Here is a 15,204-nt window from a genome sequence, read left to right as displayed (position 1 = left end):
TCAAGATGAGATTTCCCATGGCGCAAGCTAGTAAGATCCCTGAAAGATGATCAGGTTGATAGGTCAGAGGTGGAAGCGTGGCGACATGTGGAGCTGACTGATACTAATAGATCGAGGACTTAACCAAAGCTTTTTGAAAAATGAAATACCTTCTTATTATCTAGTTTTGAAGGAATGAAAATTTCTTCTTGCATTTTCTCAAAAAGATGTTATACTAATATATGTCTTGGAAATGCTAACAATGTTTGGTGACGATAGCGAAGAGGTCACACCCGTTCCCATTCCGAACACGGCAGTTAAGCTCTTCAGCGCCGATGGTAGTTGGGGGTTTCCCCCTGTGAGAGTAGGACGTCGCCAAGCTTGTATTGTTCCGCAGTAGCTCAGTGGTAGAGCATTCGGCTGTTAACCGAACGGTCGTAGGTTCGAGTCCTACCTGCGGAGCCATTATGGAGAGCTGTCCGAGTGGCCGAAGGAGCACGATTGGAAATCGTGTAGACGGGTAACCCTGTCTCAAGGGTTCAAATCCCTTGCTCTCCGCCATTTTTACCTGGCCCGTTGGTCAAGCGGTTAAGACACCGCCCTTTCACGGCGGTAACACGGGTTCGAATCCCGTACGGGTCACCATTAAGACAACATATTGGAGGATTAGCTCAGCTGGGAGAGCATCTGCCTTACAAGCAGAGGGTCGGCGGTTCGATCCCGTCATCCTCCACCATTTTTAAATAAGATCAGGTTGTTTCTACATAATGGGTTTGATTATTCATTCTATTGAAACGATAAACACGAAAACTTGATTCATTATAGCAACATTATTAACGTCGCGGGGTGGAGCAGTCCGGTAGCTCGTCGGGCTCATAACCCGAAGGTCGCAGGTTCAAATCCTGTCCCCGCAATCTATGGTCCCGTGGTGTAGCGGTTAACATGCCTGCCTGTCACGCAGGAGATCGCGGGTTCGATTCCCGTCGGGACCGCCATTTTTATTGTTTGGCTCAGTAGCTCAGTCGGTAGAGCAAAGGACTGAAAATCCTTGTGTCGGCGGTTCGATTCCGTCCTGAGCCACCATAGTAGTGCCGGTGTAGCTCAACTGGTAGAGCAACTGACTTGTAATCAGTAGGTTGGGGGTTCAAGTCCTCTTGCCGGCACCATGTTTCATCCATATGCGGAGGGGTAGCGAAGTGGCTAAACGCGGCGGACTGTAAATCCGCTCCTTTGGGTTCGGCAGTTCGAATCTGCCCCCCTCCACCATCTTATAGGGGTATAGTTTAAAGGTAGAACAGAGGTCTCCAAAACCTCCAGTGTGGGTTCGAGTCCTACTACCCCTGCCAATTTAAATCTTATAATGGCGGTTGTGGCGAAGTGGTTAACGCACCTGATTGTGGTTCAGGCATTCGTGGGTTCGATTCCCATCAGTCGCCCCATTTTTCAATAAATGTGATATAATAAATACAACGTTAATGGGCTATAGCCAAGCGGTAAGGCAACGGATTTTGATTCCGTCATGCGAAGGTTCGATCCCTTCTAGCCCAGCCATATGCGAAAGTAGTTCAGTGGTAGAATACAACCTTGCCAAGGTTGGGGTCGCGGGTTCGAATCCCGTCTTTCGCTCCAAAAACGTTGGCGGCATAGCCAAGCGGTAAGGCAGAGGTCTGCAAAACCTTTACCACCGGTTCGATTCCGGTTGCCGCCTCCAACATACATGCCGGTGTGGCGGAATTGGCAGACGCGCACGACTCAAAATCGTGTTCCTCTGGAGTGCCGGTTCGACCCCGGCCACCGGTATCACCAATAGCGAAGAATCGCTATTACATCAAGCTTCACACTTAATTGTGTGAAGCTTTTTTGTGTTTATCACGCACTACAGAATATGTACAAATAATGTACGGTGGTAGTGTGCAATGGGTAAAAGAAGAATTTTATTATCCGAAGATGAACTAAGAATTGTTACAAAAACCTCATACGTTGAATCTGATGAATTGGCGTTCAAATTATTTTTTGAAGACTGCCAATTAAGAGATCTCCGTCCTCACACTTTGAAATATTACCGCGAACAATTTAATGCGATTACACGAACATTGGTAACAATGACATAAAAGGATATTAAACTCCTGATTTTAAATATGCAGGAAAGTGGATTGAAGGTAACCAGTATTAATTCAAGATTGCGGGCGATAAGGAGTTTCTTCAATTTTCTTCACAGATCAAAACACATCAAAAAAATCCGATGGCGAATATTAAACCACTGAAAGAACGAAACCTAGTTTCGGAGCATTGCATTTATAAGCAAACAAAAAGGACAGCTCATAATCGAGTTGTCCTCTTAATATTCATCGTTTTCATTTCCACCTTCAAAAAGGTTAAATTCTGATGGCTCATCTGGATCAAATGTGGGCTCATCTTTATAATCAACATAATTTGATTTTTTCATCTCTTCTGCTTGTTTAATATGTTGATATTCTTCTTTGCTCATGCCTTCCCAAATTTTTGATCGCCCATGGTCAACTTCTGTTGACTTAGGATTTGTGTGTGGAGTAGCATCCAAAAATGCACTGCAAAAGAACATTACTCCGTAGCTGAATACCATGAGCATGATGCTCAAAATGAAGCCAACTATCCTGATCTTGTTTATGTATTTTTTCATTGGTTGCATATCGCCCTGTGTTATGTAATTACTCAATGGTGCGAAACATTGTTTTGGACCTTATTAACTGTATAAAAGCCGACTTTCCACATTACGCAATTCACCTGAAGCGATATTATCCGCGACAATTATTTGTAAGGTTCTCGTAGCTGTCATACGTTTGTCTGGATACTTCAATTGCAAGTGAGCTTGAATCGCTCGAAAGAGTTCATTATGTTCTGGTCGGTGGGCATTATAAATTTCTTGTAAACTCTTAAACTCATCCATTGCTTGACCTACTTTCGATTCAATGTGAAATACATGTGGTACGTTGGTAAAATCCGTGTGCACTCACATTCACTTCATTCATGCTACCATGGTCGATACTTCTTTCTCAAAGCGATCAATTCCTTCTTTTTCTCGATTAAATCTTCTCTGAGGAATGGTTTCACCTCCGTTTTTTCTTCATAATGTACAAACAACGTCAAGTAGATTGCGAATAGAAGATGCAAATAAAGTGGAATATTCTTATCGCTTTGAATGGAAACAAATATGAAAATTCCATATAGCAAAATTGGAATGGTTAAAAGAATTCTGAGCTTAGTCACATGTCATCCTCCCATTTATCCTCAATTATTAATACATCAAGCATTTGAGCCACTTGAAAATCCTTTTCTGCTATTGCGCTTATTAAACTTGTACAATTATTTCCCCTAGAACATCTGCTAATAATTGTAAATCCAATGCCGTTACTGTTGGTTTCATAGTTTCATCCTTACAATTAACTAAATATTCTGTTACGTCTATTACTATAGAAGTATGAAGTACCATAATTATGCTGTCAATCTAAAAAAAACCATCCCTTTCGGAATGGTCTAAAAGTTTGGCATACCTGATTTATCGTATGTGTTTTCAACATTAAGCTCATGACCATCCATTATTATCAGATTCCTGGTTTTGTAAATAATATCGTTGAAATATGGTAATAAATAATAAAACCACTATCTAAGAACACTTCAAATGACAAATTTTCTAAGGGGCGGAAAATTGTGAACAATATGGGATGTCAATGCAGGTCCAATGAAGAATTACAGCAACTAGTCGATAAGGCAAAAAAATATACAAATATGGGAACAGTGGCAGACTATATTCCGGCTCTTGAAAAGGCCAATCCTGGGGATTTGTCTGTTGCTATTTACTATCCTGACGGTAATGGATATTGTGCGGGGGATGTAAGCGGAAAAATGACCTTGCAAAGCATATCAAAAGTTTTGACACTTGCACTGGTATTAATGGAAAAAGGGGAGGAATATGTCTTTTCCTATGTAGGAAAAGAACCCACTGGGGACCCTTATAATTCGATTGCCAAGTTAGAAACAAACAAGCCATCTAAGCCGTTAAACCCGATGATCAATGCAGGAGCATTGACTGTGACGCATATGATTGCAGGTGACAGTGTAAATGAGCGATTCAAGCGTATTTTACATTTTATCCGAGAGTTGACGCAAAATCCTACTATCGGTTTTAATGAAGATGTTGCCCGGTCAGAATACAATACAGCAGACTTAAATAGGGCGTTAAGTTATTTTTTAAAGCAACATAATGTAATAAATGAGGATGTGGAGGAATTAATCGAATTGTATTCGAAGCAGTGTGCCATTGAAATGGACAGTCGGGATCTGGCGAGGATAGGCTGTGTGCTGGCCATGAATGGGAAAGATTTGTTGACGGGAAAGCAAATCATCCCCGGGGACATTGCACGTATTTGCAAGACATTCATGGTTACTTGCGGCATGTATAACGCATCAGGTGAATTTGCCATTAATGTTGGCATTCCGGCTAAAAGCGGTGTGTCAGGGGGAATCATGGGGGCCGTCCCCGGAAAATGTGGGATTGGAATTTATGGTGCAGCGCTGGATGAGAAGGGGAACAGCGTTGCCGGGATAAAAATCTTGGAAATGATGGCGAAAAAGTATTCCTTAAGTATGTTTAATTTGTAAACATTGACACCATTAAAAAAAAGACCTCTGCACAATAAGGGCAAGGTCTCATCGATCATAATAAGTTGGATAGAAGAGTTACTTTTTTATATAAAGCATGTACTTCTTTATTCTGATGTTCCCCGATTTCATTGTTTAGATGCCCTTCCATATCAGTCATTAAATCAGATAACTTCAATGCCTTTTGTCTGTCGGACATATTGCTGCGTATGATATATTCGTATTTTGCGTTGTATTCGGTCAGTGTCATGTTTCTTCCGTCCTCCTATAATACAAGTCATTTAAGCTGTCGTCTGTTCCTTCATCTCATTCCAATGTACTTTAACGTAGCTTCAGGGTGTGAATGGTTAAGGATGATTTGTAATTCTGCTACGTCCATACTTCGTTTATAGAGCCAGTAGCCATATGTCTTGCGCATGGTATGAGTGCCTACGCTGTCGATGTCTACCATATCTGCGGCTTTATTAAGCTGCCTGTAGGCTTGTATATTGCTTATTGGCTTAACACCTTTGCGTGAAGGGAATAGCCATTCACTATCAATGGTATCTATATAAGCTGTTAATTCATGGCATACATTGTTCAGCTCTATTATTCTAGGCTTCTTTGTTCTGCCTTCCTTGACGGTGATCTTCACCTTGCCTTTAATATCCTTTACCCTCAATGATAATAAATCAGACACACGCAAGCCGGTATTGATGCCTAATAAGAACAATATGTAATCTCTTTCGCTGCAATGTCTTTTCAATGACCATTTCATATCGTCTATTTTATCCAATGATTTGATTGGTTGAACATCAATTAAATGTTCTTTTGGCATTGGGGATCATCCTTTTTTCACGCTAGTGGAATCAGTATTTTGAATGTATACTTTTTTATTAATTTAAGCGTAACACTTGAAAAGGATAGAAGTCAACGTGAGGAGTGTATTATATCCAGTGGGATGAATGTAGAAAAATGCAAACGCGGCCTTTTCTTTATTTTTTCAAAAGAAAGACCGCGCTTTTTGATTTTCCTTGTATTTATAGTACATTGCCTATCCAATCGGAGAACTCTTTTATTACTTTTTCATTTCTTTGATAAAGTGTCCATACGGCAACTTTTTTGGATTGCAGTAGACCGGCTTTTTCAAGTATCGATAAATTTTCCGATGTTGTCGATTGGGAGTTCCCTGTCTTTAACTGAATATGATAAACACAAACACTATTGATGAATTCTGGTTCAGTTAAATGCGGGGCCCATCCAAATTCTTTGAAGTTTTTTTCTGGTTCTTTCAGCCAAAGTAGTATATTCGAAAGCGGAAATGATGAAGTGCTGGAGCGTGTCAAGAAAGGATATACGGCACAAGAGGCAAGAGTGCAGCTGCGGAGATTGAATGAAGCAGGTATCGAGTTTTTTGATATGGTCATGTACGGCCTTGCAGGGAGAGGGAAGGGCTTGCCGAATGCGATGGATACAGCGGCATTGTTAAATGAAGTTCGGTCCAAGGCGATATTCCCCATGTCATCAACGTTAATACCGGGTACAGAGCTGCATATGGAGTATTTAAAAGGCGATTTTGAAGAAGCAGCTGAAATGGAGAGAATCATAGAATTAAGAACATTCATCGAACATTTAAATGTAAAGGACGATACAAGAATATCGTCATTGCATGCTTCGAATGCATTAACTTTAAGCGGGATTTTGCCAAGGGATAAACAATCATTCATTGATGGATTGAATGATTTCATTGAAAAAACGGATGCTGATGAATTCCAGCGTAGCATTAATAGGAGTGCTTTAAGGCTTTAAGTGAGTATTACGGATTCTAAACTCATCCAGCTGTACAGAAAACCTGTTCAGGGCTTATTTCTTATTCAGTATCGTGATTCTAAGCTGTCTAAAAAAAGTCTTAAAAATCAATCCGTTAGATAATAGTACATTATGTACGAGACAAAACAGAATGACACCTGCATAATGCGGGTGTCATTTATTAGAAAGAAATTGAAGAAGTGAATGAAGCCTACCTTATTAAGCGGGCCCCTTTAAAAAATGAATGTTGGATAATGACAGGAAACTCCTAAGGAGATTGCTTGCTCCTGATAGATGGTTAGAGGGGAAGCTGTTAAAGAAGCTCCGGAGCGGAATTTACAGAAAAATATTAAGTGTTTTAGAAAATATGGACCTAGCTGAAATGATTGGTGAAGAACCGGGTACACAGAGGATAGGCCGAGGAGCGTCAATTTGCTTCATACAGAACAAGGACATTAGCCTGTTTGGGATCATGACCAAACAGGTTTTTAGTATGAAAGGAAATCCATTGGAAAAAATGGAATAGAATATAATGAAGAATGAAGGAAAATTTTTTCACCCCCATATCTTTTTCTCTTTCTGAAACGTTTAGAGGATAGAGGGTGTTGAAGGAGTGAGAAAAATGATAAATAAGTTGAGGGAAGATATTTCTGAAGGAAATGATAACGGCATGATTTTGCGTGAGGTCTATCCTGAATTACTTCGGTTTTGCCGATTCCTGACCCAAAATAATTGGGATGGTGATGATTTGGCACAGGATACGATATTAAAGGCAATGAAGGGCTATGGGAATAAAACGGAGATAACGACGGCTTTATTGAAGACGATAGCCCGCCATTCCTGGATTGATACGATACGAAAAAGAAAAAAAGAATCTTTAGAAGATCCGTTGGATACCGATATACAGGGGGCAATTGGTGAGAATGCCTATGAAACGGTTGAATATATGATAAAATCCCTTACCCCGAAACAAGCTGTAGTGTTCATGTTAAAGGAAGGGTTCCTCTATCGATCTAAAGAGATTTCGGTCTATTTGAACACAACGGAAAGTGCTGTAAAGGCCATCTTGAATCGTGTGAAAAAGCGTTTTGACAATGATGGTGTTGATGAGCGTAAGTTGTCCTGTGTGGAAGATTGGCAAGATGATGAGGAACAGAGGCTGATGTCTCTGATGACACAGGCATTGAAGGTCCAAAATCCTGATCTCCTCATTAGAAGCATTCCATTTTTCAAATCCCTGAACAGTGAATCCATGATTCCTAAACTAACGAATCGTTCGATTTCTTCCAAAGCATGCTTCACTCCTTCAAACACACTCTCAATGGCTGCATAGCCAAAAAATTTGTTAGGAGGAAGAAGAGATATGACTACCATTCCATATGTAATTGAGCAATCAAGCAAGGGTGAACGCTCATACGATATTTATTCCAGACTTCTAAAAGACAGAATCATCATGATTGGGGAAGAGATCACCGATCATTTAGCCAATAGTGTGGTTGCCCAATTGTTATTCTTGGCGGCTGATGCACCTGATAAAGAAATTACCATCTTTATTAACAGTCCTGGGGGATCAACTAGTGCCGGTTTTGCCATTTATGATACGATGCAATACATTAAGCCTGATATCCGGACAGTATGCACGGGTATGGCTGCATCATTTGGTGCCATGCTTTTATTGGCGGGGGCGAAAGGAAAAAGGTGCGCTTTGCCGAATAGTGAAATCATGCTTCATCAACCTCTTGGAGGGGCAAGGGGGCAAGCTACGGAAATTGAAATTTCGGCCCGTAGGATTTTGAAGCTAAAGGATCATATCAATCAGATCATCTCGGAAAGAACGGGGCAGCCTCTCGAAAAGGTGGCGAAGGATACAGATCGTGATTACTTCTTAAGCGCAAATGAGGCTAAGGATTACGGCATAATCGATGAAATAATCGTTCAGGATAATTAATTAAACACACCATCAGTATATAAGCTGGATGAGAACGAAAAGAAACGATCGATATACGCATATCGATCGTTTCTTTTTTGTCCTATTCACTGCTTGTGTGATTATTTTTCTCTGACCCGTTTGTCCGCGTTTTAGAAAAGGGCAAGGTAGCTTAAAGCCTAATTGAAAAGGATGACCGCCGGTGATGGTGGTCATCCTTTTTTTGTTTATTGCTTTTCTTTATATAAGGGCAAATAAATGGTGAAGGACGTTCCTTTGTTCAATTCACTTTGCACCACGATTTTCCCTTTGTATTTTTGAACGATCGTATAACAAACGGTCAGACCGATACCAGTTCCCCTCTCTTTAAGTGAATAAAAGGGAGTGCCGAGTATTTCAAGCTGAGCTTTGGAAAGGCCGATACCTGTATCCGTTATTCGTATTTTTGCCATATTGCGTTCCTGCTCTGTTTCCACCTGAATGAAACCGGGCTTGTTCATCGATTCAATCCCATTTTTCATGATATTGACCAGTATTTGTTTAAGCTCGATCGGATTCATATTAATTTGCAGATCTTCGCGGAAATCAAGGAGAAAGCCTATGTTGCGATGATTGGCAAAACTGGTTAATAGATCGGAAATCTTTTGGATTTCATTATTTAAAGGAATGACCTGCACATTATCCGTTTGTGGTTTTGCCAAAGACAAATAGTCGTTGATTATTACCTGTGTATATTCAAGTTCAGTAAGCATGGTTTGTACGTAAAACTTTTCCGTTTCATTCAGTTCCTTTTCTTGATCCAATAACTGGGCAAACCCCTTCACGACGGTAATGGGGTTCCGTATCTCATGCGCAATCGTGGCAGCAAGCTGTCCAACTGAATTCAATTGCTTGGCCTGTTGAATTTCTTTATGGAATGCATTGGTCGATTCCATCCTGTTATTGGTTCCTATGAATACGAATACTAATATGATTTGGATAGCGATGAAATTCAGCGTATTGCCGAAACTATCCATAGCAACATATTCATACGTGTATTGAAGATCCGTATGCGCAATGATCAAGATGGAAGCAGGACCTAAAATGATATTTAAAGTAGCAACAATATAAAATCCAATTTTATCAAAGAGAAAAATAGGAATCAAAGGTGCTATGGCAAAAAAAGCTAGCATGATTGCAGTATCTGGGAATATCCAAAATTTACTATATAAATAGACCGTAATTAAGGAAATGAATAGGGTTTTATAGAAATTGACTTCTGTTTTAATGAAAAATAGCAAAGAAATTATCATTCCGGATATAAGAATGACCTGGAATGTCATATCATAAGGATTCTCTTTCCAACTTATTGGTGAAACAGAAATGCCAACCAATAGTATAAAAGATATCATTGCCATGAATCCCCTCATAATAAATCGGTGTTTGTTTTGGTAATATTGATAATTTTTTAGCATAATTCCCCTTAACATTCATATTCTATTTTGTTTAATAGTAATCTGTTCCTAGTTTTTTGTAAATCAGAAAAAAATAGATTTCTCCATCAATTGTCACTATTTCCATATTCAAATTGGGCTTCTCCACGCAACTTGAGACTAAGGAACGGAATCGACAAATACTTAAACCATGCCCTTCCTGCATTAAACAAACATATGTCAAAAAGCTTTCAAACGAGAGTGAGAACGAAGGAATTCGGTATAGGTATAACTAACTATGTATTTACTCTATGGATATCTCGTTTTGTGGATTATTGTACCTATTTTAGCAAATATATAGTTTCTTTACATTATATTTGCTGTAGATTCACATTCCCCTTCTACAATGATGGTAATAACAGGAGGGGGAGAGAGAAAATGAAGACGAATCTGAGCATGAAGAAATTCGGTTTAAGTATGATGAGTGCGGCCTTTATCTTGCAGGCTACATCAGTGGGGGCCCTTGCTGCCGATGAAAATCATACGAATTCATCAATTTATGAGAAGAAAATTGTGAATATTGCACATCGGGGGGCTTCTGGTTATGCTCCTGAACATACCATACCTTCCTATCAATTGGGAGAACAAATGAAGGGTGATTACATAGAAATCGATCTTCAGATGACCAAGGATGGAAGATTGATAGCGATGCATGATGAAAAGGTGGATCGTACGACGAATGGTACGGGTCTTGTGAAAGATTTAACGCTGGCCGAAATCAAAAAACTGGATGCCGGTACATGGTTCAATGAAAAATATCCGCAAATGGCAAAAAAGAGTTATGAAGGGTTAGTTGTTCCCACTCTTGAAGAAGTCTTCAAGAAATTCGGGAGACAGGCCAATTACTATATTGAAACAAAGTCCCCGGATGTATATCCAGGAATGGAAGAAGAACTTCTGAAGGTTTTGAAAGATTATAAAATGGTAGATTCAAAGGGTCGTACCAAAAATGTTCTTATTCAATCGTTCAGTCAAGAAAGCCTTTTGAAGGTTCATGACATGAATCCAAAGTTACCGCTGGTGCAGCTTTTTTCCTATAAGAATCAAGCAACCATTTCTGATGAAGAATTGGATACGATTAAGGAATATGCCATTGGTGTTGGTCCGAACTTCAATAAGGTGGATGGACAATATGTAGAGATGGTCCGAAATCATGACCTTCAATTCCATCCATATACCGTAAATGAAAGAGCGGATATGAAAAAGGCTCTAGAATGGGGGGCAACAGGGCTGTTTACGAATTATCCGGATGTCTTTAAAGAGGTACTAACAGAATATAAGCATGATAAACACAATAAAAACGAGAAATGATGAGGATTAACTAAATAAAGTGTTCCGAAAGTGAGCCTCGGTTATCCGAGGTTTTTTTGTTGATCAGAATGTGATATGTAATTATTGGGAAATGTAGGCGTGCATATGATTATTAGTCTCTTAAGTGAAAAAATGGGACAGGCACCGGTCATTCGCTATATACCAAAGCTTTTTGATAAAATCATAGCTGGAGAGTTCGATCCGACTGAAATCATATCCCATAGAGTCCCTCTAGAAAAAGCGAGCGAGGCTTATCAAATCTTTAACGATCACGAAGACGAATGCATTAAAGTGGTGTAAAGCCATAATGTGATTGCATGAGAGGATACAAAAAGACAGCTAACTGTTGAATGTCAACATAGCTGTTTTTTTTATTTTTCTTAGCCCTTCTCCCGTCCAAATCAATAATGATACTTCTAATAGGTTTCACTCGCATTTTTTAAGTGGGGCTTTTAAGCTGAATAATAATTTGGAACAATATGTAATAAATTGTTGAAATGCAAAGAGCATAGGAGTACACCTAAATAAACAGATGCTTTGAAGGAGATTAAGAAATAAGTTTTTTAGAAGCCGAGTATGTATGGTTTGTATTTATTAATAGTAAAGTCCAACAATATCCACATAAGTATTCGTTATAAGATATGTTAAAATATAACAATTGGTTGGATTAAATTAATGGAGGGTGTTATGGGTAATAGAGAAGATATATGTTCTATTTTGATAGATGGGGATAAAGAAACTGTTTGGAATGCTATTACTAATGAGGATAAGCTCTCACAATGGTATGTTCCAGGTTCTCCTTGGAAAATCCCCAACCAGAATGTAGGGGAGAAGGTAACTTTTACTTTAATGCCTAGTGTTCATAATAATCTAACAGAGAAGCTTCTTATGTCCCTAACGATTATAAAAGTAAATATTTTTCAGGAGTTCTCCCTTTACTTGGATTCGCAACAATTGCTTATGTCCTTTGTATTGAATGAGGAAAGTAATGGAACAAGAGTTACAATGAATTCGGGAGGCTTCGATCAGTCGTTAGCAAATTTGAAAGCGTTGATAGAGGGAAAGGAAATCCCCTACATTTAATGAAAATATTTGTTTAGTTCAAATATTTGAGGTTGCTGAGGCATCCTCTATTTTATCTTGTTATTTCCTACGCTAGCAGCTTTAAAGCCTTATTTATGTCCTAAAACAATTACTGAGCGATAACCAAGCTCTTTTACGTTGTTTAACGCAGCATGAATGAGAGTTCAGGAATAAATCCATCTGATATTCTAATCCAATTTACAGGAATATGTTCTTTTTATGAATCGAAAAAGATAAGTTGATCTTTAAATAAGAAACGATGCAAAGTATCAGGAAGAATGGTTTTTGGTAAGGAAATGTAGTATTTATATTATATAATGATAGTGACAAAAGGAGGGTGTTCAGATGGTACGAAATGTTGCAGCGGAACTTTGTGAAGGGTTTGAGGAAATGTACCCATCCTTTCAAGTTCAATTGACGATAGAGATCGTCGATAAGAGATTGGGACCTGTAAAGGCGGAAGCAGAGATTGCCATCAAGCCTATCAAGTCAAAGGGATTTGTAGAAATATTGGTGGAAGATCTGGAATCGGAGCATATCTTTGCTGATGAAAATGGAAGTATCTATGGGAGTTTTGGCATCGATCAAAGCATCCAGATTTATGATGAAGTTTTAACTGTCATTCCGTTCGATGAATTAATCGGAAAAGAAAATTGGAGAGAGTCAGTGGATGCATACATCACGGAGGATAAGCTAAAAGAAATGCTGGGAAAAACCCTTAATGATTATCAATTCAGTGATTTGAGCGGGAAATATAAATTCAGGAAAAGATGTACGATAACAGACCTTCAATTCATAGGGTGAATGATAATGGGAGAAGGCGATATGCTTTCTCCCTTTTCATTATCCTTGAATTATTTTACATCGGTCTGGATCATGATACTGCCCCTGCTTTTTTTGCGTTTGTTAGGAAAAGTGAAGAAAAGGGTACCGCTTGGATATTTTCACGAAAACTTGAAATTAAATGATTGGTAGACACATCATGCATAAGGCAGGACTAGATCCTTTTAATGGATATGATGGGTACAGGTTTTTGGTATGACATGCGAAATCTTGGTAGTTTTCACTTTCTTCCTTTTGTATAATTCTACATAATTAATTAGATGGATAAGCACCTCAACAATAAAATGAAATTAATAACTCAAAAGATAAAAAGGAGAATATATGAAAATTGGTTTAGTACGGCATTTTAAGGTGGCCCATGAATTCCCAACCGGGAAATCCGTAACCGCGGATGATATGAAGCAATGGTTCATGGACTATGATGCAGCGGATATAATTTACGGAACGACTTTATTACGAGCTGAGGAGTGGCAGGAATGTTATTGCAGTGATATGTCGAGAGCAGTAAAGACCGCTGAACATATCTATCCTAGCACGGTTCATCGGAGGGAGGAGCTGCGGGAAATACCTTCTCCCCCTCTTAAAGGAAAGGTGAAGCTGCCATTCATCCTTTGGGCCATCTGGATTCGATGCTGCTCGTTGATCAACAAGCAGACTAGAGCGGAAATTAAAATCGCAGAGCAAAGGATCAATAAAGTATTGGATGAAGTCTTTGCAAAGGGGGAAAGGGATGTTCTGATCGTAAGTCATGCCGCCCTCATGGTATATATGAGAAAAGAGCTGATAAGACGGGGGTTTGCCGGTCCGAAATTCAAGATTGCCAGCAATGGAAGGCTTTATGTATTCGAAAGATAATCAAGGATATCCCGACAAAAAGAGTATGTCTTGTACACGTTGAACATTTAATGATCTTAAGAAAGATATAGTCATTTTCCGAATAGTTATTCTTTTTCCGATGGTTGTGGTTTATTATTGTAATAGTGTAATTTTTAACGAAATCAATAATAGGGGAAGAGGGTGTGCATTTTGGTGAAGGCAGTTTTTTTTGACTTAGATGATACATTGCTTTGGGATCAGAAAAGTGTGAAAGAGGCTTTTGTAGCCACATGTGAAGTGGCTGGTGAAAAATATGGTTTAAATGTTGATGAGTTTGAAGAAGCGGTTCGGAAGGAAGCGCGTGAGCTTTACTCTTCTTACGATACATATGCATTTACTCAAATGATCGGAATCAACCCATTTGAAGGACTATGGGGAAATTTTCAAGATGATCATGATGAATTCCGGAAGATGGCCGGGATTGCACCGGCTTATCGGAAAGAGGCGTGGACGAGAGGTTTGAAGGCATTAGGGATCGATGACCCGGAATTTGGGCTTGAACTGGCAGAACGTTTCCCTGCAGAGAGGCGCAAAAAGCCATTTATCTATGAAGAATCATTCCGTGTTCTGGATGAATTAAAAGGAAAGTACAAATTGCTTTTGCTGACGAATGGTTCGCCTGAACTACAAAATACTAAACTTGAAATTACGCCTGAACTGGTTCCTTATTTCGACCAAATCGTGATTTCAGGTGCATTTGGACGCGGTAAACCGGATGCTTCCATCTTTGAGCACGCTTTGGAGATCATGGAGCTGGATAAGGATGAAGTATTGATGGTCGGCGATAATTTAATGACCGATATCCTTGGGGCATCACGAGTGGGCATAAAGTCGGTTTGGATAAATCGACATGATAAGGAACGGAATGAAGTGCTTCCAACCTATGAAATCAAGCATTTGGAGGAGCTTTTCCCCATCCTTGAAGGTCTGGAAAAATAATGATGGGTCTCCTCCAAGTAACAAATTTTGGAGGGATTCATTAAAATATATAGGCCTTTGCAATTATTTACAGAATCAACAGGGTGATATATAGTTACCCTGTAATTAATTAAATTATGCAGACTAGGGGTGTCCAATATAAGTTGGGCTGAGAGAGAAGCGCGTAAAGCTTCTTAACCCTCAGGACCTGATCTGGTTCATACCAGCGTGGGGAAGTTAGAATCTACTTAACAATGACATTTCATTTGGTCATTTCTGTAGTCATACTAACGTTAGCCGGGTCTTAATTATGAGATCCGGCTTTTTCGTGCGAAATGGATTGGATTTTGTCCTTTTTAAATGAACTTA

At 39.3% G+C, this 15,204-nt stretch carries 14 protein-coding genes, 15 tRNA genes, 2 rRNA genes, 2 pseudogenes and 1 riboswitch; of the genes and pseudogenes, 27 read left to right on the top strand and 6 right to left on the bottom strand.

Annotation, left to right across the window (positions count from 1 at the left end; genetic code table 11):
* The 17 genes from LQ203_RS09415 to LQ203_RS09335 all read left to right on the top strand — a co-directional run.
* Positions 1–127, top strand: a 23S ribosomal RNA gene (locus LQ203_RS09415); the annotation flags it as partial.
* 117 nt (positions 128–244) lie between these two features.
* Positions 245–360, top strand: a 5S ribosomal RNA gene (gene rrf, locus LQ203_RS09410).
* Positions 361–369: 9 nt separating this feature from the next.
* A tRNA-Asn gene (locus LQ203_RS09405) sits at positions 370–444 on the top strand.
* 4 nt (positions 445–448) lie between these two features.
* A tRNA-Ser gene (locus tag LQ203_RS09400) sits at positions 449–540 on the top strand.
* Positions 541–549: 9 nt separating this feature from the next.
* Positions 550–624, top strand: a tRNA-Glu gene (locus LQ203_RS09395).
* A gap of 15 nt (positions 625–639) precedes the next feature.
* Positions 640–715 (top strand) — tRNA-Val (locus tag LQ203_RS09390).
* Positions 716–819: 104 nt separating this feature from the next.
* Positions 820–893: transfer RNA gene (locus LQ203_RS09385), tRNA-Met, on the top strand.
* Between the two features lie 5 nt (positions 894–898).
* Positions 899–974 (top strand) — tRNA-Asp (locus LQ203_RS09380).
* A gap of 12 nt (positions 975–986) precedes the next feature.
* Positions 987–1,062 (top strand) — tRNA-Phe (locus LQ203_RS09375).
* A gap of 7 nt (positions 1,063–1,069) precedes the next feature.
* A tRNA-Thr gene (locus LQ203_RS09370) sits at positions 1,070–1,145 on the top strand.
* A gap of 16 nt (positions 1,146–1,161) precedes the next feature.
* Positions 1,162–1,245 (top strand) — tRNA-Tyr (locus LQ203_RS09365).
* A gap of 6 nt (positions 1,246–1,251) precedes the next feature.
* A tRNA-Trp gene (locus tag LQ203_RS09360) sits at positions 1,252–1,325 on the top strand.
* 17 nt (positions 1,326–1,342) lie between these two features.
* Positions 1,343–1,418 (top strand) — tRNA-His (locus tag LQ203_RS09355).
* A gap of 37 nt (positions 1,419–1,455) precedes the next feature.
* A tRNA-Gln gene (locus LQ203_RS09350) sits at positions 1,456–1,530 on the top strand.
* A 3-nt stretch (positions 1,531–1,533) separates the two neighbouring features.
* Positions 1,534–1,608 (top strand) — tRNA-Gly (locus LQ203_RS09345).
* An 8-nt stretch (positions 1,609–1,616) separates the two neighbouring features.
* Positions 1,617–1,690: transfer RNA gene (locus LQ203_RS09340), tRNA-Cys, on the top strand.
* 8 nt (positions 1,691–1,698) lie between these two features.
* Positions 1,699–1,779 (top strand) — tRNA-Leu (locus LQ203_RS09335).
* 538 nt (positions 1,780–2,317) lie between these two features.
* On the opposite strand, the gene LQ203_RS09330 is transcribed toward LQ203_RS09335, so the two are convergent.
* The 3 genes from LQ203_RS09330 to LQ203_RS09320 all read right to left on the bottom strand — a co-directional run bounded on the left by LQ203_RS09330 (position 2,318) and on the right by LQ203_RS09320 (position 3,225).
* Entirely contained in the window at positions 2,318–2,638 is a 321-nt protein-coding gene (locus LQ203_RS09330) for a hypothetical protein (protein WP_230157409.1), read from the bottom strand.
* 63 nt (positions 2,639–2,701) lie between these two features.
* Complete coding sequence (locus LQ203_RS09325; RefSeq protein WP_230157408.1) at positions 2,702–2,968, bottom strand: hypothetical protein; 267 nt, start codon at positions 2,966–2,968, stop codon at positions 2,702–2,704.
* 20 nt (positions 2,969–2,988) lie between these two features.
* Positions 2,989–3,225 (bottom strand): hypothetical protein, encoded by a 237-nt coding sequence (locus tag LQ203_RS09320; protein ID WP_230157407.1) that lies wholly within the window; start codon positions 3,223–3,225, stop codon positions 2,989–2,991.
* A 450-nt stretch (positions 3,226–3,675) separates the two neighbouring features.
* Here LQ203_RS09320 and glsA point away from each other — a divergent pair, with 450 nt between their 5' ends.
* Positions 3,676–4,617 carry a glutaminase A gene (glsA, locus tag LQ203_RS09315; protein ID WP_230157445.1) on the top strand — a complete coding sequence of 314 codons (942 nt, stop codon included), beginning with the start codon at positions 3,676–3,678 and terminating at the stop codon, positions 4,615–4,617.
* A 55-nt stretch (positions 4,618–4,672) separates the two neighbouring features.
* Here glsA and LQ203_RS09310 read toward each other — a convergent pair whose 3' ends face one another.
* Together LQ203_RS09310 and LQ203_RS09305 are read right to left on the bottom strand one after the other, a co-directional pair.
* On the bottom strand, positions 4,673–4,867 hold the full coding sequence (locus LQ203_RS09310; protein WP_230157406.1) for a hypothetical protein: 195 nt from the start codon (positions 4,865–4,867) through the stop codon (positions 4,673–4,675).
* Positions 4,864–5,434, bottom strand: a pseudogene (locus LQ203_RS09305) (tyrosine-type recombinase/integrase). The gene LQ203_RS09310 and the pseudogene LQ203_RS09305 overlap by 4 nt, the downstream one beginning before the upstream one ends.
* 431 nt (positions 5,435–5,865) lie before the next feature.
* Between LQ203_RS09305 and LQ203_RS09300 the strand changes: the two are divergent.
* The 3 genes from LQ203_RS09300 to clpP all read left to right on the top strand — a co-directional run bounded on the left by LQ203_RS09300 (position 5,866) and on the right by clpP (position 8,353).
* The gene (locus LQ203_RS09300; RefSeq protein ID WP_230157405.1) at positions 5,866–6,405 is read left to right on the top strand and encodes a hypothetical protein; all 540 of its coding nucleotides are present in this window, start codon (positions 5,866–5,868) and stop codon (positions 6,403–6,405) included.
* Between the two features lie 622 nt (positions 6,406–7,027).
* Positions 7,028–7,738 carry a sigma-70 family RNA polymerase sigma factor gene (locus LQ203_RS09295; protein ID WP_230157404.1) on the top strand — a complete coding sequence of 237 codons (711 nt, stop codon included), beginning with the start codon at positions 7,028–7,030 and terminating at the stop codon, positions 7,736–7,738.
* 30 nt (positions 7,739–7,768) lie between these two features.
* Positions 7,769–8,353, top strand: coding sequence for an ATP-dependent Clp endopeptidase proteolytic subunit ClpP (clpP, locus tag LQ203_RS09290; RefSeq protein WP_230157403.1), 585 nt, complete (start codon positions 7,769–7,771; stop codon positions 8,351–8,353).
* 206 nt (positions 8,354–8,559) lie between these two features.
* On the opposite strand, the gene LQ203_RS09285 is transcribed toward clpP, so the two are convergent.
* Positions 8,560–9,723: a HAMP domain-containing sensor histidine kinase gene (locus tag LQ203_RS09285; RefSeq protein WP_230157402.1), complete on the bottom strand. Its 1,164-nt coding sequence runs from the start codon at positions 9,721–9,723 to the stop codon at positions 8,560–8,562.
* Positions 9,724–10,182: 459 nt separating this feature from the next.
* On the opposite strand from LQ203_RS09285, the gene LQ203_RS09280 reads away from it, so the two are divergent.
* The 6 genes and pseudogenes from LQ203_RS09280 to LQ203_RS09255 all read left to right on the top strand — a co-directional run bounded on the left by LQ203_RS09280 (position 10,183) and on the right by LQ203_RS09255 (position 14,856).
* Complete coding sequence (locus LQ203_RS09280; RefSeq protein WP_230157400.1) at positions 10,183–11,115, top strand: glycerophosphodiester phosphodiesterase; 933 nt, start codon at positions 10,183–10,185, stop codon at positions 11,113–11,115.
* A 129-nt stretch (positions 11,116–11,244) separates the two neighbouring features.
* Positions 11,245–11,415 (top strand): annotated as a pseudogene (locus LQ203_RS09275) (glutathione-dependent formaldehyde dehydrogenase); the annotation flags it as partial.
* A 375-nt stretch (positions 11,416–11,790) separates the two neighbouring features.
* A complete protein-coding gene (locus LQ203_RS09270; RefSeq protein WP_230157398.1) occupies positions 11,791–12,198 on the top strand; it encodes an SRPBCC domain-containing protein in 408 nt (135 codons plus the stop codon).
* 345 nt (positions 12,199–12,543) lie between these two features.
* Positions 12,544–13,002 carry a hypothetical protein gene (locus LQ203_RS09265; protein ID WP_230157396.1) on the top strand — a complete coding sequence of 153 codons (459 nt, stop codon included), beginning with the start codon at positions 12,544–12,546 and terminating at the stop codon, positions 13,000–13,002.
* A gap of 360 nt (positions 13,003–13,362) precedes the next feature.
* A complete protein-coding gene (locus LQ203_RS09260; RefSeq protein ID WP_230157394.1) occupies positions 13,363–13,896 on the top strand; it encodes a histidine phosphatase family protein in 534 nt (177 codons plus the stop codon).
* 171 nt (positions 13,897–14,067) lie between these two features.
* Positions 14,068–14,856, top strand: a complete 789-nt coding sequence (locus tag LQ203_RS09255) for an HAD family hydrolase (protein ID WP_230157392.1) — start codon at positions 14,068–14,070, stop codon at positions 14,854–14,856.
* A gap of 115 nt (positions 14,857–14,971) precedes the next feature.
* Positions 14,972–15,087, top strand: a riboswitch (TPP riboswitch).
* Positions 15,088–15,204 lie beyond the last annotated feature (117 nt).

Source organism: Peribacillus sp. Bi96, from assembly GCF_918698115.1.
Lineage (GTDB): Bacteria > Bacillota > Bacilli > Bacillales > DSM-1321 > Peribacillus.
This window is presented reverse-complemented; position numbering and strand designations above follow the sequence as displayed.